The 18,582-nt window shown below is 70.6% G+C and carries 18 protein-coding genes; 14 read left to right on the top strand and 4 right to left on the bottom strand.

The genetic code is table 11. The annotated features are described in order from the left end of the window. The first annotated feature begins 127 nt into the window (after positions 1-127). From HHL10_RS27825 to HHL10_RS27815, 3 genes are all read left to right on the top strand, one after another. Positions 128-1,003 (top strand): hypothetical protein, encoded by an 876-nt coding sequence (locus tag HHL10_RS27825; protein ID WP_169163679.1) that lies wholly within the window; start codon positions 128-130, stop codon positions 1,001-1,003. Positions 1,004-1,252: 249 nt separating this feature from the next. Continuing rightward, positions 1,253-2,281 carry a GGDEF domain-containing protein gene (locus HHL10_RS27820; RefSeq protein ID WP_169163678.1) on the top strand — a complete coding sequence of 343 codons (1,029 nt, stop codon included), beginning with the start codon at positions 1,253-1,255 and terminating at the stop codon, positions 2,279-2,281. A 136-nt stretch (positions 2,282-2,417) separates the two neighbouring features. Beyond that, positions 2,418-2,588 carry a hypothetical protein gene (locus HHL10_RS27815; RefSeq protein WP_169163677.1) on the top strand — a complete coding sequence of 57 codons (171 nt, stop codon included), beginning with the start codon at positions 2,418-2,420 and terminating at the stop codon, positions 2,586-2,588. Positions 2,589-2,654: 66 nt separating this feature from the next. Here HHL10_RS27815 and HHL10_RS27810 read toward each other — a convergent pair whose 3' ends face one another. Further along, positions 2,655-3,032: a nuclear transport factor 2 family protein gene (locus tag HHL10_RS27810; protein WP_169163676.1), complete on the bottom strand. Its 378-nt coding sequence runs from the start codon at positions 3,030-3,032 to the stop codon at positions 2,655-2,657. A gap of 70 nt (positions 3,033-3,102) precedes the next feature. Here HHL10_RS27810 and HHL10_RS27805 point away from each other — a divergent pair, with 70 nt between their 5' ends. The 4 genes from HHL10_RS27805 (at position 3,103) to HHL10_RS27790 (ending at position 7,904) form a co-directional block, all read left to right on the top strand. After that, a complete protein-coding gene (locus HHL10_RS27805; protein ID WP_169163675.1) occupies positions 3,103-4,146 on the top strand; it encodes a MerR family transcriptional regulator in 1,044 nt (347 codons plus the stop codon). Between the two features lie 43 nt (positions 4,147-4,189). Further along, a complete protein-coding gene (locus tag HHL10_RS27800) occupies positions 4,190-5,050 on the top strand; it encodes a class I SAM-dependent methyltransferase (protein ID WP_169163674.1) in 861 nt (286 codons plus the stop codon). A 176-nt stretch (positions 5,051-5,226) separates the two neighbouring features. Further along, positions 5,227-5,733: a helix-turn-helix transcriptional regulator gene (locus HHL10_RS27795; protein ID WP_235971841.1), complete on the top strand. Its 507-nt coding sequence runs from the start codon at positions 5,227-5,229 to the stop codon at positions 5,731-5,733. 509 nt (positions 5,734-6,242) lie between these two features. Next, positions 6,243-7,904: a methyl-accepting chemotaxis protein gene (locus HHL10_RS27790; RefSeq protein WP_169163672.1), complete on the top strand. Its 1,662-nt coding sequence runs from the start codon at positions 6,243-6,245 to the stop codon at positions 7,902-7,904. A gap of 129 nt (positions 7,905-8,033) precedes the next feature. Here the strand turns inward: HHL10_RS27790 and HHL10_RS27785 are convergent, their stop codons facing one another. Beyond that, positions 8,034-9,758: a sigma-54-dependent Fis family transcriptional regulator gene (locus tag HHL10_RS27785; RefSeq protein ID WP_169163671.1), complete on the bottom strand. Its 1,725-nt coding sequence runs from the start codon at positions 9,756-9,758 to the stop codon at positions 8,034-8,036. 250 nt (positions 9,759-10,008) lie between these two features. Here HHL10_RS27785 and HHL10_RS27780 point away from each other — a divergent pair, with 250 nt between their 5' ends. From HHL10_RS27780 to HHL10_RS27750, 7 genes are all read left to right on the top strand, one after another. Next, positions 10,009-10,365: a c-type cytochrome gene (locus tag HHL10_RS27780; protein ID WP_169163670.1), complete on the top strand. Its 357-nt coding sequence runs from the start codon at positions 10,009-10,011 to the stop codon at positions 10,363-10,365. Continuing rightward, positions 10,362-10,889, top strand: a complete 528-nt coding sequence (locus tag HHL10_RS27775) for a hypothetical protein (RefSeq protein ID WP_169163669.1) — start codon at positions 10,362-10,364, stop codon at positions 10,887-10,889. Before HHL10_RS27780 ends, HHL10_RS27775 begins: the two co-directional genes overlap by 4 nt. 16 nt (positions 10,890-10,905) lie before the next feature. Next, positions 10,906-12,456, top strand: a complete 1,551-nt coding sequence (locus HHL10_RS27770; protein ID WP_169163668.1) for an FAD-binding oxidoreductase — start codon at positions 10,906-10,908, stop codon at positions 12,454-12,456. 25 nt (positions 12,457-12,481) lie between these two features. After that, on the top strand, positions 12,482-13,933 hold the full coding sequence (locus tag HHL10_RS27765) for an aldehyde dehydrogenase (protein WP_169163667.1): 1,452 nt from the start codon (positions 12,482-12,484) through the stop codon (positions 13,931-13,933). Between the two features lie 10 nt (positions 13,934-13,943). Beyond that, positions 13,944-14,837: a SphA family protein gene (locus tag HHL10_RS27760; RefSeq protein ID WP_169163666.1), complete on the top strand. Its 894-nt coding sequence runs from the start codon at positions 13,944-13,946 to the stop codon at positions 14,835-14,837. A gap of 83 nt (positions 14,838-14,920) precedes the next feature. Beyond that, positions 14,921-16,510: an OpgD/OpgG family glucan biosynthesis protein gene (locus tag HHL10_RS27755; protein WP_169163665.1), complete on the top strand. Its 1,590-nt coding sequence runs from the start codon at positions 14,921-14,923 to the stop codon at positions 16,508-16,510. A gap of 49 nt (positions 16,511-16,559) precedes the next feature. Then, positions 16,560-17,240, top strand: coding sequence for an endonuclease III domain-containing protein (locus tag HHL10_RS27750; RefSeq protein WP_169163664.1), 681 nt, complete (start codon positions 16,560-16,562; stop codon positions 17,238-17,240). An 18-nt stretch (positions 17,241-17,258) separates the two neighbouring features. On the opposite strand, the gene HHL10_RS27745 is transcribed toward HHL10_RS27750, so the two are convergent. Together HHL10_RS27745 and HHL10_RS27740 are read right to left on the bottom strand one after the other, a co-directional pair. Then, positions 17,259-17,753, bottom strand: coding sequence for a P-loop nucleotide/nucleoside kinase family protein (locus tag HHL10_RS27745; RefSeq protein WP_169163663.1), 495 nt, complete (start codon positions 17,751-17,753; stop codon positions 17,259-17,261). Beyond that, positions 17,753-18,193, bottom strand: a complete 441-nt coding sequence (locus tag HHL10_RS27740) for a hypothetical protein (protein ID WP_169163662.1) — start codon at positions 18,191-18,193, stop codon at positions 17,753-17,755. The genes HHL10_RS27745 and HHL10_RS27740 overlap by 1 nt, the downstream gene beginning before the upstream one ends. Between the last annotated feature and the right edge of the window lie 389 nt (positions 18,194-18,582).

Here is an 18,582-nt window from a genome sequence, read left to right as displayed (position 1 = left end):
CCGTGAACGTAGGCCCAGGCCTGGCTGTCCGCCCTGCGTGCCGGGTCCGGGCCAACCTGCCGACCGGCCCCGGGCTTCCCGCCTTCTCAACTGCCGTGGTTCATCTGCCGTGACACCTTTGACCTCCATGCTTCCAACCGGCCGCAACGCGCTGCGCTGCGCCGGCCTGCTGGCGGGCCTGCTGTGGTCCGCCGCGCCCTCCCTGGCGGCCGACTCCCCGCCTGCCGCCGACGCCCTGCAGGCCCGCTACGCCGAGATGCGGCCGCAATTGGCCCGGAGCCCGTTCCGCCGTCCGCTGCTGCTGCAGTCCAACGACTCGACGAGCGCGCCGCTGGGCGAGGTGTGGGCGGTGCTGGACCAGCCTTTCGACGCCGTGGCTGCTTTGCTGCGGCAGCCGCAGCACTGGTGCGACATCCTGCTGCTGCAGACCAACGTCAAGCGCTGCGCACCCGCCGGCGCCAACGGCCAGGGACGGTTGGACGTGGCCGTGGCGCGGCGCTACACGGACGCGGCGGACCAAGCCCAGAGCCTCAGCTTCAACTTCGACGTGCCGGCGCGGCTGCCCGACTACCTGTCGGTGTCACTGTCGGCCGACCAGGGGCCGGTGGGCACGCAGAACTACCGGCTGCGCTTCAGTGCCGTGCCGGCCGGTGCGCGCCAGACCTTCATGCACCTGTCCTACGCCTACGAGACCGGCCTGGCCGCCCGCCTGGCCACCAGCGCCTACCTTGCCAGCGCCGGCAAGGACAAGGTGGGCTTCACCATCGCCGGCCGCGATGCCGAGGGCCGGCCGCAGTACGTGCGCGGCATGCAGGGCGTGGCCGAGCGCAACACCATGCGCTACTTCCTCGCCATCGAGTCCTTCCTCGGCACCGCGTCCGCTCCGGTGGAGGAACGGCTGCGCAGCTTCCACGCCGCGCTCGAACGCTACCCCGCGCAACTGCACGAGACTGAACAGGACGAATACCTGGCCATGAAGCGGCGCGAGATCCAGCTCCGCTGACCTGCGCCTGAGCCGGCACCGTCTCGATCCGCCCCTGCCATCAGGGCAGCGAAGGCTGTTTTACGCACCATTGCGGGGCATAGCCGAGGTTTGGACCGGTTTCACGTTACGTTACGTTGCAAAGGCCTTGAGTTTTGCCCTCAATGGCCGATGAAGCCCTGGCGGAGGCCCTGGGTTGGGTCTGCCGTGGCTTGTGGCCGGCATGCCGGTCCCTAATCTGGCTGCCCGGCAGCCCTTAGAACCAAGCAGATGACGCTTTTGATTGATCAGTTGGCCGAGCTCACGGGCCATCGCGACCGCAGGCAGGCCGATGCGTTTCTGCTCGAGACGCTGCGCGAGTTGCTGGAGCCCGTGGCGCTGGCGCTGCACCGTTGCGTGGGCGAGGCCCCCGAGCAGCGCTGGCTGACCTGTGCGCAGTGGCGCGGCGAGGCCGGCCGGCGCCCTTACGCGGCGGCGCGGCGCTACGACTTCGATCTGTTGCCCACGCTGGAGAGCCGTCCGGAGTGGGCGGAGTGCGCGCGCCACACGCGCATCGTGGAGCTGCCCGGGTCGCCCGCGGTCACGCTGCTGCCCCTGGTGGCGGGCGCGCAGTGCGTGGGCGTGGTGGAGCTGCACAGCACCCGGCCCCTGGCGGCCTACATGCTGCGCTCGGCCGCGGCGCTGGTGCGGCTGTACGGCAACTTCCTCGCGCTGCTGGACTATGGCGAGCGCGATGCCCTTACCGGGTTGTTCAACCGCAAGACCTTCAACGACAGCTTCATGCGCGTCGTGCTGGAGCTCGGTGCCGCGCAGCGCGGCGGGCTCGAAAGCGAGGCCGCCGAGCCGCCGCGCCAGTTCTTCCTGGCCGCGGTGGACCTGGACCACTTCAAGGGGGTCAACGACCAGTTCGGCCACCTCGTCGGCGACGAGGTGCTGCTGCTGACCGCGCGCGTGATGCGCACGGTGCTGCGCCTGGACGATGGCCTGTTCCGCTTCGGCGGCGAGGAGTTCGTGGTGCTGCTGGAGACGCCGGGCGAGACCGAGGCCTGGGCGGCGCTGGAGCGGCTGCGCCTGCGGCTGCAGGAGCATCACTTTCCCCAGGTGGGGCAGGTCACCGTGAGCATCGGCTTCACCGACGTGCGCTCCTCCGACCTGCCGCCCACGGCCATGGAGCGTGCGGACCGCGCGCTCCTGCTGGCCAAGTCCGGCGGGCGCAACCGCGTGGTCGGCCCGGCGGCGGTGGCCGCGGCCGGCGTGAACGTGGAAATCGCCCACGGCGGCGACGTGGACCTGTTCTAAACCACTCGGCGTCCGGCCCGGCCGGTGCGCTGACGGGCAAGTTCCGGTAAATCCGAAGCATCGCTGCGGCGCGGGCTGCTGGCTCGGTGCCGCAGTGCCGAACAGACTTCCAGGGCTCATTTGCAGGAGTGTGGCCATGGATGTCGTGGAACTGTTTGCCGTTGCCTTTCTGGGCTTGCTGACGCTGTTCGTGCTGGGCCTGGCCGTTCATGCCTGGCGCAGGCACTGGGGCCTGGAAGAGGTCAGGCTGCTCGCCACGCTGGGCGGCATCACCGGCCTGGGCGCCGCCGGCGTGGCCTGGCTGTGAGCGTGGCCCAGGGCGTTGATGGAACCTGGGTGGCGGCGGAAGACCCAGGCTCGGTTGCCGGCCGAGTCAGGCCGAACCCGGCGCCGGCGTGCCCTGGTGATGGAAGAGCTGCCAGCCCGCCGCCGTGCGCAGCCAGATGGAGGAGCGCAGCGCCTCCTCGCTGAGCGAGCCGTCGGCGCCGCGGCGGGCGCTGCGGTAGGTCAGCAGCGCGCAATCCGGCGCCAGCAGGTGGACGGTGTGGCCCCAGTTCTCCACCGGTGGCGCCGCGGTCTGGGCCGCCAGGTAATCGAGCACCGTGTCCCGGCCGTACGGGTTGCCGGAGCGGCCGACCTCGTGGAAGCCGGGGTGTAGCAGCTGTTCCAGGCGCGCGCGAGAGCAGGGGCGGCCGGGGTGGTGGAGTTCCGATTCGAGGGACTGGAGCTGGTCCAGGAGCGAGGGTGTCATGGTCATGCAGGGCAAGGGCGGGAAAAGCTGAGCGCTCAACCATAGCCTGAGGCCGCCGGACAATGTTCCGATGTCCGAGCCCCTTTTCCTCCAGGTCGGTCAGCTTGCCCGCCGCACCGGCCTCACCGTCCGCACCCTGCACCACTACGACGCGATCGGCCTGGTGCGCCCCTCGGCGCGCAGCGCGGCCGGCTACCGGCTCTACGCCGAGGCGGACGTGGCCCGGCTCCACACCGTGCAGGCGCTGCGCCAGCTCGGCTTCAGCCTGTCCCGCATCGGCGAGCTGCTGCAGGCCGGGCAGACCGCGCCGCGCGCAGTGCTCGCCGAGCAGATCCGCGCCCTGGACGAGGAGATGGAACGCGCCCGCGCCCTGCGCGGGCAGCTGGCGGTGCTGCGGGACGCGCTGGATGCCGGCGTGGTGCCGCAGTCGCAGCAGTGGCTGTCGGCGCTGTCGCTGATGGCGGTGTGGCAGCGCCACTTCTCGCCCAGGGAGCTGCAGCCGGTGTTCCGACGCTGGCAGCGCATGCGCCCCGCCTGGCAGCCGTTGCGGCAAGCCGTGCGGGAGGCCATGGCCGAGGGCTGCGCGGCCGACTCGGCGCGCGTGCAGGCACTGGCCCAGCGCTGGATGGACCTGGCCATGGAGCTCACCCACGGCGACCTGGCGCTGGCGCTGCGCTGGGCGCGCATGAACGAGCAGGCGCCCGAGACCACGCTGCATCCAGGCACCGAGGCACCGGTGCTGGACTTCATCGGCCATGCCATCGCGCTGCGGCTGCAGGCGCTGCGGCGCCACCTCGGCGCCGAGGAGCTGCGGCGGCTGGACCTGAGCCTGTCCCGCGCCTGGCAGGCGCTGGTGGAGCGGGCCCAGGCCCTGATGGCCCAGGCGCGACGCACGCCCGGCGCGGCCGAGCACGCGCTGCTGGCGGATTGGGACGCGCTGGCGGCCCGCATGGCACGACAGGACCCGGCGCTGCTGGCACGGCTGCAGCAGGCCTACCGCAGCGAGCCGCTGCTGCAGCGCGGCCACGTGGTGACGGCCGAGGTGCGCGCCTGGGTCGAGTCGCTGCGGCGGCATTTCGACGGCTGCGCGGCGCTTGACCCTCACGCGGCGTGAGGCCGGAGAGTGGCGCGCTTCACCACTTCTACCGGAACCGCCGATGACGTGCGCCGATGTCTCCCGTCCCAGTCCTTCCGCGCTGCGCGTGGCGCAGATGCGCGCCGTGCACCAGCTGCTCGACGAGCCCGTCGTCTTCCCCGACCCGCTGGCCTTGCCGCTGCTGGGTGCCGAGGCGCAACGCGCGCTGCGTGACGATCCCTACCAGCTCAACGACCCGTTCGCGCGCTCGATGCGCGCCGGCATCGTGGCGCGCAGCCGTTACGCCGAGGACGCCCTGGCGCGTGCCGTGGTCCAGGGCGTGGCGCAGTACGTGGTGCTGGGCGCCGGGCTCGACACCTTCGCGGCGCGCAATCCGCACGGCGCGGCCCTGCGCGTGTTCGAGGTCGATCACCCGGACACCCAGCGCCGCAAGCGCGCGCTGCTGGCCGACCTGGGCCGGCCGCTGCCCGGCGCGCCGCGCTTCGTCGCGCTGGACCTGCGTGCCGGTCAACTGCTGGAGAGCTTGTGCGCGGCCGGCTTCGACCCGCGGCGCCCGGCCTTCATCTCCTGCCTCGGCGTGACGCCCTACCTTGCCGATACCGCCGTGCTGGCGCTGCTGGACGAGCTGGCCGCGTTGCCCGCGGGCAGCGGCATCGCCTTCGACTACCGGGTGGCGCCGCGGCTGCTCAGTCCGCTGGAGCAGGTGATGCAGGCGTTCTCGGCCCAGGCCTTCGCGGCGCAGGGCGAGCCCTGGCTTTCCGCTTTCGAGCCCGAGGGCCTGCGTGCCGCGCTGCACCGCCAGGGCTGGACCAGCGTGGACGACCTGGGTCCGCAGGAACTGAACCGGCTCTATTTCCACCGCCGCCGAGATGGTTTGCAGATCGGCAGCGGCGGCTTCCGGTGGGCCTGCGCCTGGCGCTGAGCCGGAGATTTGCGGCGGCTCATCGGAACATTGCGGCTGGGCCTTGGCATTCGGACGCCAAATCCGTATTTGGATGAGCCGTTGCGACATGGGGCGGTGTATGGAATCCGGTCGAATTTTCCGATGGCCCTTGTAATTCAATGGATCGCACTCCCACCCTTGAATATGCCCGGCGCATGAACCAGGTGATCGACCATATCGACCTCCACTTGGCCGAGCCCTTGGTCCTGGCCGAATTGTTCAGGGTGGCGAATTTCTCGCCTTTTCATTTTCATCGCCTTTTCGTGGCCTGGATGGGCGAAACGGTGGGCGAATACCTGGGGCGTCGGCGGCTGGAAGCGGGGGCGCTGCTGCTGGCGCATGAGCGCCGACGCACCGTGCTGGCTATTGCGCTGGAAGTCGGTTTTGCCTCGAGCGAGGCTTTTGCCCGGGCTTTCAAGCAGCGCTTCGGCATGACGCCCAGCACGCAGCCGACGCCTTCCGCCCGGAAAGCGGCGTGCTTGCCTGCCGGTCAAGCCGTTGTAATACAGATTCCACGAAGTTTGTGGACGCCAAACCCCGTTCGGGCTGAGCCCTTCGACAAGCTCAGGAGAGCCTTGTCGAAGCCCCTGCGGCGCCCTCCGAGCGCCTGCCCTTCGACAGGCTCAGGGCGAACGGGAATAGGTGGTCCAGCGATTAACTAAAGCTTCCCAGCTAAAATCCAGGCTGACGCAGGAATTTTAAAAACCCGACGCTGGGGTTTACATCAAAATGATGACGCCGCCCTTACGCAACTGTTCCTGTCCAGACAATATTGCCAGCTGTTGACACAACTGCGGGTGATTAGTAAGGTTATACCCTAATGGCGATTCTCAAGAACGAGGCGGTGCTGGTATCCGCGGCATCGCCTTGATTGCTGTTCTCTTGCGTCGTCGCCCTGTGTCGCGCTGATGCGCGCGGGTTTCAGTGTCCTGGTTCTGTATGGCCCACGCCGCACAAAATGCGCCGTGGGCTCTGTCGCGCGCCGTTTCCAGCGCTATGGCTGCAGGCCCGGTTTCCTTGAAAACCATGATTCGGGCCGTCGGCCCGGTGGGTGGCTTCATTTCTCTGCAGTAACCGCGTGCCCCGTACGCACGAAGCGACCGTATTTCGATGACCTTGCGATTCGCCGGCGCACGTGGGGCGGGTCCATCTGCTTGAGAGGTAGTCGCTCATGCGAGTCAATGAGCCGGTGACGCAATCGGAATTCCTGTTTCCCAGTGGCGCGACGCTGATGTCCACCACGGACACCCGGGGCCATATCACCTACGCCAACGAGGCCTTCATCGCGGTCAGCGGCTTCAGCCGCGAGGAGATCGAGGGCCGGCCGCACAACCTCGTGCGGCATCCGGACATGCCGCGCGAGGCCTTCGCCGACATGTGGGCCACGCTCAAGGGTGGCGAGCCGTGGACGGCGCTGGTGAAGAACCGGCGCAAGAACGGCGACCACTACTGGGTGCGCGCCAACGCCATTCCGGTCGTGCGCGACGGCCAAGCGCAGGGCTACATGTCGGTGCGCACCCAGCCTGGCCGCGAGGAGGTGGCCGCGGCCGAGGCGCTGTACGCCGGGCTGCGCGAGGGCAGGGCGGACTGCCGCCTGCACAAGGGCCTGGTGCTGCGCAAGGGTCTGCGCGGCTGGCGCTCGGTGTTGCAGACCCTGTCGGTGCGCTGGCGCATCCGCGGCGCGCTGGGGGCGCTGCTGCCGGTGGTGACGCTCGCCGCATGGGGCGCCGGGCTGGCCGGCGGCGCGCTGGCCGGCTTCGCCGCCGTGCTGGCCGCGGGACTGCTGCTGGCGGGCTGGGGGCTGGAGGCGCAGATCGCGCGCCCGCTGGAGCAGCTGCGCGAGCAGGCCATCAAGGTGGTCACCGGCGAGAACCGCATGGCGGCTCCCATGGAGCGCGTGGACGAGATCGGCATGACGCTGCGCTGCATCGGCCAGCTCGGCCTGATGTTCCGCTGGCTGATCGACGACGTGAGCCAGCAGGTCGGCGCGGTGCGGCAGGCGGCGGCCGAGATCGCCCAGGGCAATGCCGACCTGAGCAACCGCACCGAGCAGGCCGCCGGCAGCGTGCAGGAGACGGCCTCGTCCATGGAGCAGATGGCGGTCACGGTGCGCCATGGCGCCGACACGGCGGCCCAGGCCGAGCGCCTGTCGGGGCTGGCGCGCGACGCCGCGGCGCGCGGCGGCCAGGCCATGGCCGAGGTGGTTGCGACCATGGGCGATATCGCGTCGAGCTCGCACCAGATCGCCGACATCGTCGGGCTGATCGACAGCATTGCCTTCCAGACCAACATCCTGGCGCTCAATGCCGCCGTGGAGGCGGCGCGGGCCGGCGAGCAGGGCCGCGGCTTCGCCGTGGTGGCCGGCGAGGTGCGGGCCCTGGCCCAGCGCAGCGCGGCGGCGGCGCGCGACATCAAGGGCCTCATCGGCAACAGCGCGCAGATGGTGGACGCGGGCACCACGCTGGTGGCCGAAGCCGGCCAGGCCATGGCAGGCATCGAGGCGCAGGTGCGGCAGGTGAGCAGCCTCATCGGTGAGCTGAGCGCGGCCACGGCCCAGCTCCACGGCGGCATCAGCGGCATCAACCTGGCCGTGTCGCACCTGGACCAGGTCACGCAGCAGAACGCCGCGCTGGTGGAGCAAAGTGCCGGCGCCTCGGACAGCCTCAGCCGCCAGACGGCGCGCCTGGAACAGGCGGTGGCGGCCTTCAGCGCGGCCGCGGTGCCGGCCGAGGCCGGGACAGCGGTGGCGCCGGTAGTGAATGCGCGTCGCCCGGCGACCGAGCGCGTGCCGCACCAAGGGTTGTCGCCCTTGGCGGCGCTGGGCGTTGTCTGAGCGGCAAGCTCAGTTCAAGGGCGCGTGGTTCCCGATATTGTCAACACCGGTGCAACACTCTTCTCGCTCATTGCCATCTGACTGTAGTGTTTGTGAAGCCCCAGGAAACAATGGGCATCTCGCGCAGCCTCAGTCCAACCCCATCTTCTTGAGCCGATACGCCAGCTGGGGCCGCGTCAGGCCCAGCACCCGCGCGGCCTCGGCCACGTTGTAGCGGGCCTCGCGCAGCGCCTGCGCGTAGCGGGCGGCATCCGCATCCTTCGGCGCAGGCGCAGGCGCAGGCGCCGGGGCCGGCGCCATGCCGGGTGGCACGGCCACGGCCAGGCGGCCCGCGTCGTCCAGGCCCACGCCGGGGCTCAGCTTCTCGCCGCTGCGGAACAGGTGGTGCAGGTCGATGGGCTCGTCCGGGTGGGTCAGGATCACCGCCCGCTCCACCAGGTTCTGCAGCTCGCGCACGTTGCCGGGGAAGTCGTACTGCACCAGCGCGCGCACGGCGCGCGGCGTGAAGCCCGGCACCCGGCGCCCATGCTGCGCGGCGTAGCGGCGCAGGAAGGCCTCCATCAGCAACGGGATGTCGTCGCGCCGCTCCTGCAGCGAGGGCAGCGTGATGGGGAAGACGTTGAGGCGGAAGAACAGGTCTTCGCGGAAGCGCCCGGCCGCCACTTCCTGGCGCAGGTCCACGTTGCTGGCCGCCACCACGCGCACGTCCACCGCGATCTCGCGCGTGCCGCCCACGCGCTCGATCACGCGTTCCTGCAGCGCGCGCAGCAGCTTCCCCTGCGCGCTCGGGCTCAATGAGGCCACCTCGTCCAGGAACAGCGTGCCGCGCTGCGCGCGCTCGAAGCGCCCCGGGCGCGAGGCCGTGGCGCCGGTGTAGGCGCCGCGCTCCACGCCGAACAGCTCGGCCTCGATCAGCGCGTCGGGGATGGCGGCGCAGTTGAGCGCGATGAAGGGCCCGTCGCGACGCGGGCTGATGCGGTGCAGGGTGCGCGCGAACAGCTCCTTGCCCACGCCCGAGGGGCCGGTGAACAGCACGGTGGCCTGCGTGGGCGCCACGCGCTCGATGAGGTGGCGCGCCGCGCTGAAGGCCGCCGAGATGCCGATGGGCTCGCCTTCGGGCGTCTGCGGCAGCGGCGGCGGCACGGCCACCTGGATGCGCCGGCGCATGTCCTGCGCCGAGGCGTCGGGGTCGAAGTAGCGCAAGTCCTCCTCGGCGTCGTCCCACTGGTCCGCCGGCTTGCCCACGATGCGGCAGACCTCGTCGCCCATGGAGCGGCACTCCACTTCGCGGAACAGCACGCGCTTGCCCATGAAGGCGCTGGCGTAGCCGCTGGCGTAGCCCAGCAGCATCCAGCACGCGGGCTCCGCGCCGAAGCCGAAGGCGGCGATGTGCTCATCGTCCTCCACCGAGTCGTACCAGAGGTGCTCGGAGTAGAAGTCGCCGCGCGCGATGTCGAACTCGAAGCGCAGCGTCTGCGGCCGCACCATGCCCGAGAGCGCGTGCATGCGCGGGCCGGCCTCGAAGGCGTTGGCCTGGTTGCTGTCGGGCCAGTTGCGCCGCACCAGCCCCGCGTCGCGCGCGCCGGCGTTGTAGCCCACGCGCGTGAGCAGCGAGCGCGCCTGCGCCTGGCCGGTGCTCTCAATCAGCTCGCGCCGCAGCATCCCGTAGGTGGCGCTGCGCAGCAGCAGCATGCGCTGGTCCTCCAGCCAGATACGGCCGTCGCCGGGCGAGAAATGCAGGCTCTGCGCCAGCTCGCGCGCGGTGGGGCTGGCGCCGGCATCGAGATCGGCGATGGTGCGCACGGAGCCCGGCTGAAGCTGGCTTAGGGAGACGCGGGAGGGCGGCGTGTTCATCCTCGAATGCTAAAGAAATGATGATCAAAATTTGATCAAAGAAACCCTGATGATCAATCACACCCTGTTCTCATCTGCAGCCAAGTGGTTGATTCATAAGAGCTTGAGCAGCAGGGGCGGGTCTGGCACCGTGCTTGCGAAATGAGGCTCCGAGGACCGGCGGCGATGACCGGTCCGTGACGGCACGAAGGAGCCCGCCCCCGAGTCCCCGGGCGCCCGTGGGCCTTCGTGCAGACCCAGGAGACATTCCATGACACGACCCCTGTCGCGCGGACAAGGCCTGTCCCCGCTGTTGGCGCTGCTGCTCAGCGGTGCCGCGCTGGCCCAGAGCCCCGCCACCAGCCCCGCCGCTTCCAGTGCCAGCCCCGAGGTCCAGCAGCGCGCCCAGCGCTTCTACGCCCAGGTGTGCGCGCGCTGCCACGAGACGGGCATCGGCCCGGTCATCACCGGCCGCAACCTGCCGGCGGCTTTCTACGTGACCATGGCCCGCAGCGGCCTCAACGCCATGCCGGCCTTCCGCCTCTCGGACATCGACGACCCCACGCTACAGGCGCTGGGCGAGTACCTGTCGAAGACGCCGGCCCCGGCGCAAGGAGCCCAGCGATGACCCCCCGCCGTTCCGTGCTGCAGGCGCTGGCCGCCGCCACCTCCCTGGGCGGCCTGCGCATCGCCGCGGCCCGTCCCGCCGGTGACGCGCGCGTCGCCCCGATCACCGATGCCGGCGCCGCCCCGGCGCGCGTGCTGCCGCTGCTGGGCGGCGGCGCGCTGGACGCCGCTTTCCTCGACGGCGTGGCCCAGGCCGTGCGCGAGCAGGGCTGCGCGCGCGAGCCGCTGGCGCGCATCGGGCTGGACGCGCTGTCGCTGGCGCAGCTGTCCCGGCGGCTCGACGGCGACACCGCCCCGCGCCGCGTGGTGGCGCTGCTCGACGACGCCGGTGCCGCGCTGGCGCTGGAGCTGCTACGCGCGCAAGGCGCCCGGCTGGAAACCTTCGCGCCGCTGCGCCTGCCCCACAGTGCCGCCGGCGCCGAGCAGGCCCGCGCCGTGGCCCGCGCGCTGGCCGGCGGCACAGCGCTGCCCGACGCGGCCGACGCCGCCGGCGTGCCCTGCGTGGCCCTGGCCTGCCTGATCTGAATCCGAGGAGACAACGATGACCGACAAGTACGTGGCCCTGCCGCAGGGCCGCAGCGAGCGCGACCTGGACGCCGCGATCAAGAAGTTCACCGCCATCCTGGGCGAGCAGCACGTGCTGACCAAGGCCGAGCACTTGGCGCCCTACATGAAGGTGATGATGGCCGTGGACGAGAAGCAGCACGCGCCCTCGGCGGTGCTGCTGGCCTCCACGGTGGAGGAGGTGCAGGCCATCGTGCGCGTGTGCAACGAGCACCGCATCCCGGTGTGGACCATCTCCACCGGCCGCAACTTCGGCTACGGCTCCGCGGCGCCGGGCGAGCGCGGGCAGGTGGTGCTGGACCTGCGCCGCATGAACAAGATCCTGCACATCGATCCGGAGCTGTGCACCGCGCTGGTCGAGCCCGGTGTGACCTACCAGCAGCTCTACGACTACATCCAGGAGCACAAGCTGCCGCTGATGCTGTCGTTCCCGGCGCCCTCGGCCATCGCCGGCCCGCTGGGCAACACCATGGACCGCGGCGTGGGCTACACGCCCTACGGCGAGCACTTCCTGATGCAGTGCGGCATGGAGGTCGTCCTGGCCGACGGCCAGGTGCTGCGCACCGGCATGGGCAGCATCCCCGGCGACAAGGCCTGGCAGGTGTTCAAGTGGGGCTACGGGCCGACGCTGGACGGCATGTTCACGCAGTCCAACTACGGCATCTGCACCAAGATGGGCTTCTGGCTGATGCCCAAGCCGCCGGTGTTCAAGCCCTTCGCCATCAGCTTCGACAACGAGGCCGACATCGGCGCCATCGTCGACATGCTGCGCCCGCTGCGCATCGCGCAGGTCATCCCCAACGCCGTGGTCATCGCCGGCACGCTGTGGGAGGCGGGCGGCGCCAACGTGCGCCGCTCGGACTACATCAAGACGCCCGGCGCCACGCCCAAGGAAGTGATCGAGCAGATCAAGAAGGACAAGGGCCTGGGCGCCTGGAACGTCTATGCCGCGCTGTACGGCACGCAGGAGCAGGTGGACGTCAACTGGAAGATCATTTCCCAGGTGGTGCAGGCTTCCGGCAAGGGCCGGCTCATCACCGCCGAGGAGGCGGGCGGCACGCAGCCCTTCAAGTACCGCGCCGAGCTGATGTCGGGCGTGCCGAACCTGCAGGAGTTCGGCCTGTACAACTGGCGCGGGGGCGGCGGCTCGATGTGGTTCGCCCCGGTCAGCCAGGCGCGCGGCAGCGAGTGCGACAAGCAGGTGCAGCTGGCCACGCGCATCCTCAACAAGCACGGCCTGGACTACGTGGGCGAGTTCATCGTCGGCTGGCGCGACATGCACCATGTCATCGACGTGCTCTACGACCGCTCCAACCCCGAGGAGACCAAGCGCGCCAACGCCTGCTTCCACGAGCTGCTCGACGAGTTCGAGAAGCAGGGCTACGGCGTGTACCGCGTCAACACCGCCTTCCAGGAGCGCGTGGCCAAGACCTACGGCCCGGTCAAGCGCGACGTGGAGCGCCGCATCAAGCGCGCGCTCGACCCCAACGGCATCCTGGCCCCGGGCAAGTCGGGCATCCGCATCTGAGGCGGCCACCGCGAGGAGGACATCCATGAACGAGATTTCCATGCTCATCGGCGGTGAGCGCGTGGGCGCCACCGGCGGCGCCACCTTCGAGCGCCGCAACCCGCTGGACGGCGGCGTCGCCACGCGCGCCCCGGCCGCGACGCCCGCCGACGCGGTGCGCGCGGTCGAGGCCGCGCAGAAGGCCTTCCCGGCCTGGTCCGAAATGGGCCCGGGCGAGCGCCGCGGGCTGCTGCTCAAGGCCGCCGAGGCCCTGGAGGCCAAGGCCGACGCCTTCGCCCAGGCGGTTGCGGCCGAAACCGGTGGCTCGGCGCTGTGGTCGGGCTTCAACGTGCACGTGGCCGCCGGCATGCTGCAGGAGGCCGCGTCGCTGACCACGCAGATCAACGGCGAGATCATTCCCTCCAACGTGCCGGGCAGCCTGGCCATGGCCGTGCGCCAGCCCGCCGGCGTGGTGCTGGGGCTGGCGCCGTGGAACGCGCCGGTGATCCTGGGCGTGCGCGCCGTGGCCACGCCGCTGGCCTGCGGCAACACCGTGGTGCTCAAGGGCTCGGAGCTGTCGCCGGCCACGCACGGGCTGATCATCGAGGCGCTGCAGGAGGCGGGGCTGCCGCCGGGCGTGGTGAACTTCGTCACCAACGCCCCGGCCGACGCCGGCGCGGTGGTGGAGGCGATGGTGGCGCACCCGGCCGTGCGCCGCGTCAACTTCACCGGCTCCACGCGCGTGGGCAAGATCATCGCGACCCTGTGCGCTAAGCATCTGAAGCCCGCGGTGCTGGAGCTCGGCGGCAAGGCGCCGTTCCTGGTGTTGGCCGATGCCGACCTCGATGCCGCCGTCAACGGGGCCGCCTTCGGCGCCTTCGCCAACTCGGGCCAGATCTGCATGTCCACCGAGCGCATCATCGTGGACGCCTCCATCGCCGACGCCTTCGTCGCGAAGCTGGCCGCCAAGGCGAAAGGCCTGCCGCTGGGCGACCCGCGCAAGGGGCCCGTGGTGCTGGGCTCCGTCGTGGACATGGGCACCGTCGAGCGTTGCAACGCGCTCATCGACGACGCCCTGGCCAAGGGCGCGAAGCTGCTGTGCGGCGGCAAGGCCGACAGCACGCTCATGCCCGCGACGCTGCTGGACCATGTCACGCCCGAGATGGCGATCTACCACGAGGAGAGCTTCGGGCCGGTCAAGGGCATCGTGCGCGTGGCCGACACCGAGGCGGCCGTGGCCTGCGCCAACGACAACCCCTTCGGCCTGTCGGCCGCCGTGTTCAGCCGCGACATCGCCAAGGCCTGGAACGTCGCCAGGCGCATCCAGTCGGGCATCTGCCACATCAACGCGCCCACCGTGCACGACGAGGCGCAGATGCCCTTCGGCGGCGTCAAGGAGTCGGGCTACGGCCACTTCGGCGGCCATGCCGGCATCGACTCCTTCACGGACCTGCGCTGGATCACGCTGCAGACCACCGACCGCCACTACCCGTTCTGACAACAACGACATGACCAAGACTCATCGCAAGGCGGCGCTGGCCGCGGCGGCGCTGTGCGCGCTGCTCAGCCAGGGCGCGCAGGCCGGCGGCCATTACGTGGCCGGCGTGGAAGGACTGCAGGGCTCCAGCGTGCCGCCTGCCGGCAACTACTACCTGGGCTACCTGGTCCACTACGACATCGACGACTTCCGCGTCCCCGGCACGGACGCCAAGTTGCCCGGCCGCAACACCGGCAAGGTCACGGCGCTGGCCAACCGCCTGGTGCACATCACCTCGACCAAGCTGCTGGGCGCCGACTACGGCTTCGAGACCATCATCCCGGTGCTGCGCACCTCGCTGGACATCGGCGCGGCCGGTGTCTCGGACCGCGACTCCGGCCTGGGCGACATCTATGTCGGCCCGCTGGTGCTGGGCTGGCACGGCGCGCGCTGGGACGCGGTGGCGGCGGCCGGGGTGTGGCTGGACAACGGCGACGACGATCAGCCGGCCTCGCCGGGCAAGGGCTACCGCTCCACCATGCTCACCGGCGGCGTGACCGTGTACCTGGACGAGGCCAAGACCATTTCCGCCTCGGCGCTGAGCCGTTTCGAGCGCAACGGCCGCAACGACGCCGGGCTGCGCCCGGGCAACCAGCTCACGCTGGAATGGGGCGTGGGCAAGCAGTTCGGCGCCTGGCAGGCGGGCGTGGTCGGCTACGACCAGTGGCAGCTCAGCGAGGACAGCGGCCCCGGCGCGAGCAACAGCAAGGCCCGCCGCCATGCCGTCGGTGCGGAGCTGGCCTACCCGCTGCGCGCGGGGTTGGTGCTCAAGGGCGCGGCCTACAAGGAATACAAGGTCGAGGCCGGCACGGGCGCGGAGCCCAAGGGCTCGCTGCTGCGCGTGTCGCTGGTGGCGGCGTTCTGAGGACAAAAACGTCCTGAAACGGCGGGCATGCGTAGCCCGCTATCCTGCATCGGTCCTGGCTTGACTTGTTCCTGCAACGACCGATGCACCGACGCCAACTCGTCCGTTCCGCCGCGGCCCTGGCCGCTTTCAGCCTGCCGGCCTCGAAGCTGCTGGCCGCCGCGGCCACCGACGCGCCGTCCAAGACGCTGCCCCCGCAACCATTCGACCATGCCTGGCTCAAGGGCTTGGCCCGTGCCCGTGCCGCCGCCACGTACCAGGCGCCCAGCACCGAGTTGCCGCGCGAGGTGGCGACGCTGGACTATGACCAGTACCAGTCCCTCAGCTTCCGTGACGACCACGCGCTGTGGGCCGGGGACGCGCAGAGCAGCTTTCGCCTGAAATTCTTCCACCGGGGCCTGTTCTTCAAGTCCGCCGTGCGCATGCACGAGGTGGTCAACGGCCAGGCGCGCGAGCTGCTGTACGACCCCGGCATGTTCGATTACGCCAGGAGCGGGCTGCGCGGCGCGCGCTTGCCCAGCGACCTCGGCTTCGCCGGCTTCCGTGTCAACTTCCAGACCGACTGGCGCAACGACGTGGCGGCCTTCCTGGGCGCGAGCTACTTCCGCGCCGTGGGTGGCGAGCGCCAGTACGGGCTCTCGGCGCGGGGCCTGGCCATCGACACCGGCCTGGGACGCCCCGAGGAGTTCCCGCAGTTCACCGACTTCTGGTTCGAGCGCCCGGCGCCGGGGCACGACGTCCTGACGGTGTACGCGCTGATAGATTCGCCCAGCCTCAGCGGCGCCTACCGCTTCGACATCCGGCCCGGGAACATGCTGGTGATGGACGTCGATGCCGCGCTGTACCCGCGCCGCGCGGTGGAGCGGCTGGGCATCGCGCCGCTGACCAGCATGTACCAGCACGGCGAGAACGACCGCCGCATGGCCAACGACTGGCGGCCCGAGATCCACGACTCGGACGGCCTGGCGCTGTGGACCGGCCATGGCGAGTGGTTGTGGCGCCCGCTGACGAACCCGGCCGCGCTGCAGTTCTCAGCCTTCGGTGACGCGAACCCGCGCGGCTTCGGGCTGTTGCAGCGCGACCGCGACTTCAACAACTACCAGGACGACGGCGTGTTCTACGAGCGCCGGCCCAGCCTGTGGGTCACACCCAAAGCCGGCTGGGGCCAGGGGGCCGTCAACCTGGTGGAGATTCCCACCGACGACGAGACCAACGACAACATCGTCGCCTTCTGGAACCCGGCGCAGCCGCTGGTGCCGGGCGAGGAGCGGCTGTTCAGCTACCAGCTGCACTGGGGCACGCAGCCGCCGGTGGCGCCGCGGCTGGCGCAGGTGGTGGCCACGCGCACCGGCATCGGCGGCGTGGTCGGACGCCCGCGCAGCCATTACTCCACGCGCTTCGCCATCGACTTCGCCGGCGGCGATTTCGGCATGCTCAGCGAGAAGGCGGCGCTGGAGCCGGTGATCAGCGCCTCGCGCGGCACGGTCGAGATCACTTCCGCGCGACCGCTGGCCTCGGTGCGCGGCTGGCGCGCCATGTTCGACCTGCGGCCCGCCGACAGCCGGCCCGAGCCGGTGGAGCTGCGCCTGTTCCTGCGCCACCAGGGCCGGCCGATGACCGAAACCTGGTGCTACCAATGGACGCCGCCGGCTGCGGCCCTGCAGGGGCTCTGAGGTTCCCGCGGCGCCCCGAGGGACGAAACCGGCACCGCAGAATGGGCTGATGAGCGATCCCTCTCCCGACCTGGTGCCGTTTTCCATCGACGTGGCGATGGAGCGCATCCGCGAGGCGGTGCAGCCCTATCCCAAGGCGGCGCTGTTCGAACTGGCCGACGAGGGCTTCAACACCGCCTTCGAGCAGCTGGTGGCCTGCATGATCTCGATCCGCACCCGCGACGAGACCATGCTGGTGGCCGCGCGGCGCCTGTTCCAGATCGCGCGCACGCCGGCCGGGATGGCGGCATTGAGCATGGCGGACATCGACAACGCCATTGCCGACGCGACCTACCACGAGCTCAAGGCGGCGCAGATCCAGGCCATCGCCCGCACGGTGCTGGCCGAGCATGGCGGCGAGCTGCCCTGCGACGAGGCCGTGATGCTGAGCTTTCGCGGCATCGGGCCCAAGTGCACGAACCTGGTGCTGGGCATCGCCTGCGGCCAGCCGCGCATCGGCGTGGACATCCACGTGCACCGCGTCACCAACCGCTGGGGCTACGTGCGCGGCCGCACGCCCGAAGGCACGCTTGCGGCGCTGGAGCGGGTGTTGCCGCGTGCGTACTGGGTCGAGATCAACCGGCTGCTGGTGCCCTTCGGCAAGCACATCTGCACCGGCACGCTGCCGCGCTGCTCCACCTGCCCGGTGCGCGACATGTGCCGCCGCGTGGGCGTGACCACGCACCGTTGAGAGGCCGCGCGGTCGGGCTCAGGTGCGGCGCACGACGGCGTCGGCCAGCTCTTGCGGCGTGGGCGGCTCAAAGCGGCCCTCGATCGCCTCGAACATCGCCGGCGTGACTTCGAAAGCCCAGGTCGGGCCTTTTTCAAGGTTGCGCCGCTGCACGCGCTCGCGGCGCAGGGCGGGCGGCGCGTCGATGAAGTGCAGTTGCGCGCGCAGGCCCTGCGCCGCTGCCAGCTCCCGCACCAGGCGGCGCTGCGCCTGCCGGGCGAATGACAGGTCCAGCACCGCGCTGCCGCCACTGGCGCCGATGGCCAGGGCCAGCTCCAGGATCTGCTGCTCGCAGCGGCGCACGCGCTCCAGCACCCAGGCCAGGTCCGACGGCACGGGGAGATCCGGGCCGTACAGGCCGGCCATCCAGTCGTCGAGGCTCAGGCGCACGCCGCGCTCGCGCGCGGCCAGCTCCAGCGCATAGGTGGACTTGCCGGCACCTTGTGGGCCGGCGATCAGATGCAGCGTGCCCATCAGCGCCGCTCCGGTGCGTCGGCGTTCAGGCCCAGGTGGCGGGCCGCAGCCTCCTCGACCAGACCGAACGTGTGGCCGGCCTGGACGATGACACCGCCATCCTTGAGGCGTTCCCGTTCGGCCTCTTCGAAGGTGGCGAACCAGCGGTTGAGGTGCCGTCCGCCGTCCAGGGCCAGGCGCGCGACGGCGGGCAGGGCGTCGCGGTCGAGCAGTGCCGGCCAGCCGGGGGCGCCGGCCTCGCGCGCCAGCAGCTCGTAGGCGTGCTTGAGGCTGAGCGTGCGGCGCCGTGCCACGGTGGCGACCAGACTCTCGTGGCGCACGAGACCGCAGGCGTGCAGGCGGCGCACCGCCGGCATGAACTCGGCGGCGTTGTCGGAGTGGAGTTGCTTGATGAGGCGCTTGGCCTCGGTGCGGAAGGGACGCAACGGGTCGGCAGGCATGGTGGTATGCGTGCGGTGCGCTCGACCCGTCCGGCGCGTTGTGTCTTCAGCCAAGTGCACGTCGGTGCTTTACGGGAGGCAGCCGCTTGGTCGGCGGGCGGATTGTAGGCGCCGGCTCAGCGCGGGCCGGTGGCCTGCCGGCGTGGCGTTTGGGCACTGCGAGCTGGCCCGGGACAGACCAGCCTCGGCCGGCGCCATGCCCGCGCACCAGGGCGGCCTGCGGCTCCTGCAATTTTTTCAACCCCCTTCTTGCGGATCACCGCCGACTTGTGTACAGTCACGCCCCTCGCAACGAACTTTCGCTGCTTTGCTGGAAACGCAAGGAGAGTGGAAAGGGAGTTTGAAGCAAAGCGCTCTTGGAATATCGGTCTCAGGCCTCATGGGGTTCG

It is taken from the genome of Azohydromonas caseinilytica, assembly GCF_012927045.1.
GTDB lineage: Bacteria > Pseudomonadota > Gammaproteobacteria > Burkholderiales > Burkholderiaceae_C > Azohydromonas > Azohydromonas caseinilytica.
This window is presented reverse-complemented; position numbering and strand designations above follow the sequence as displayed.

Bases quoted from the DNA above. Each gene is read 5' to 3' on its own strand.
- HHL10_RS27825 (WP_169163679.1), top strand. From the start codon at position 128: ATGCTTCCAACCGGCCGCAACGCGCTGCGCTGCGCCGGCCTGCTGGCG.
- HHL10_RS27800 (WP_169163674.1), top strand. From the start codon at position 4,190: ATGACGTGCGCCGATGTCTCCCGTCCCAGTCCTTCCGCGCTGCGCGTG.
- HHL10_RS27820 (WP_169163678.1), top strand. From the start codon at position 1,253: ATGACGCTTTTGATTGATCAGTTGGCCGAGCTCACGGGCCATCGCGAC.
- HHL10_RS27815 (WP_169163677.1), top strand. From the start codon at position 2,418: ATGGATGTCGTGGAACTGTTTGCCGTTGCCTTTCTGGGCTTGCTGACG.
- HHL10_RS27785 (WP_169163671.1), bottom strand. From the start codon at position 9,758: ATGAACACGCCGCCCTCCCGCGTCTCCCTAAGCCAGCTTCAGCCGGGC.
- HHL10_RS27805 (WP_169163675.1), top strand. From the start codon at position 3,103: ATGTCCGAGCCCCTTTTCCTCCAGGTCGGTCAGCTTGCCCGCCGCACC.
- HHL10_RS27795 (WP_235971841.1), top strand. From the start codon at position 5,227: ATGAACCAGGTGATCGACCATATCGACCTCCACTTGGCCGAGCCCTTG.
- HHL10_RS27790 (WP_169163672.1), top strand. From the start codon at position 6,243: ATGCGAGTCAATGAGCCGGTGACGCAATCGGAATTCCTGTTTCCCAGT.
- HHL10_RS27755 (WP_169163665.1), top strand. From the start codon at position 14,921: ATGCACCGACGCCAACTCGTCCGTTCCGCCGCGGCCCTGGCCGCTTTC.
- HHL10_RS27745 (WP_169163663.1), bottom strand. From the start codon at position 17,753: ATGGGCACGCTGCATCTGATCGCCGGCCCACAAGGTGCCGGCAAGTCC.
- HHL10_RS27750 (WP_169163664.1), top strand. From the start codon at position 16,560: ATGAGCGATCCCTCTCCCGACCTGGTGCCGTTTTCCATCGACGTGGCG.
- HHL10_RS27760 (WP_169163666.1), top strand. From the start codon at position 13,944: ATGACCAAGACTCATCGCAAGGCGGCGCTGGCCGCGGCGGCGCTGTGC.
- HHL10_RS27775 (WP_169163669.1), top strand. From the start codon at position 10,362: ATGACCCCCCGCCGTTCCGTGCTGCAGGCGCTGGCCGCCGCCACCTCC.
- HHL10_RS27770 (WP_169163668.1), top strand. From the start codon at position 10,906: ATGACCGACAAGTACGTGGCCCTGCCGCAGGGCCGCAGCGAGCGCGAC.
- HHL10_RS27765 (WP_169163667.1), top strand. From the start codon at position 12,482: ATGAACGAGATTTCCATGCTCATCGGCGGTGAGCGCGTGGGCGCCACC.
- HHL10_RS27740 (WP_169163662.1), bottom strand. From the start codon at position 18,193: ATGCCTGCCGACCCGTTGCGTCCCTTCCGCACCGAGGCCAAGCGCCTC.
- HHL10_RS27780 (WP_169163670.1), top strand. From the start codon at position 10,009: ATGACACGACCCCTGTCGCGCGGACAAGGCCTGTCCCCGCTGTTGGCG.
- HHL10_RS27810 (WP_169163676.1), bottom strand. From the start codon at position 3,032: ATGACACCCTCGCTCCTGGACCAGCTCCAGTCCCTCGAATCGGAACTC.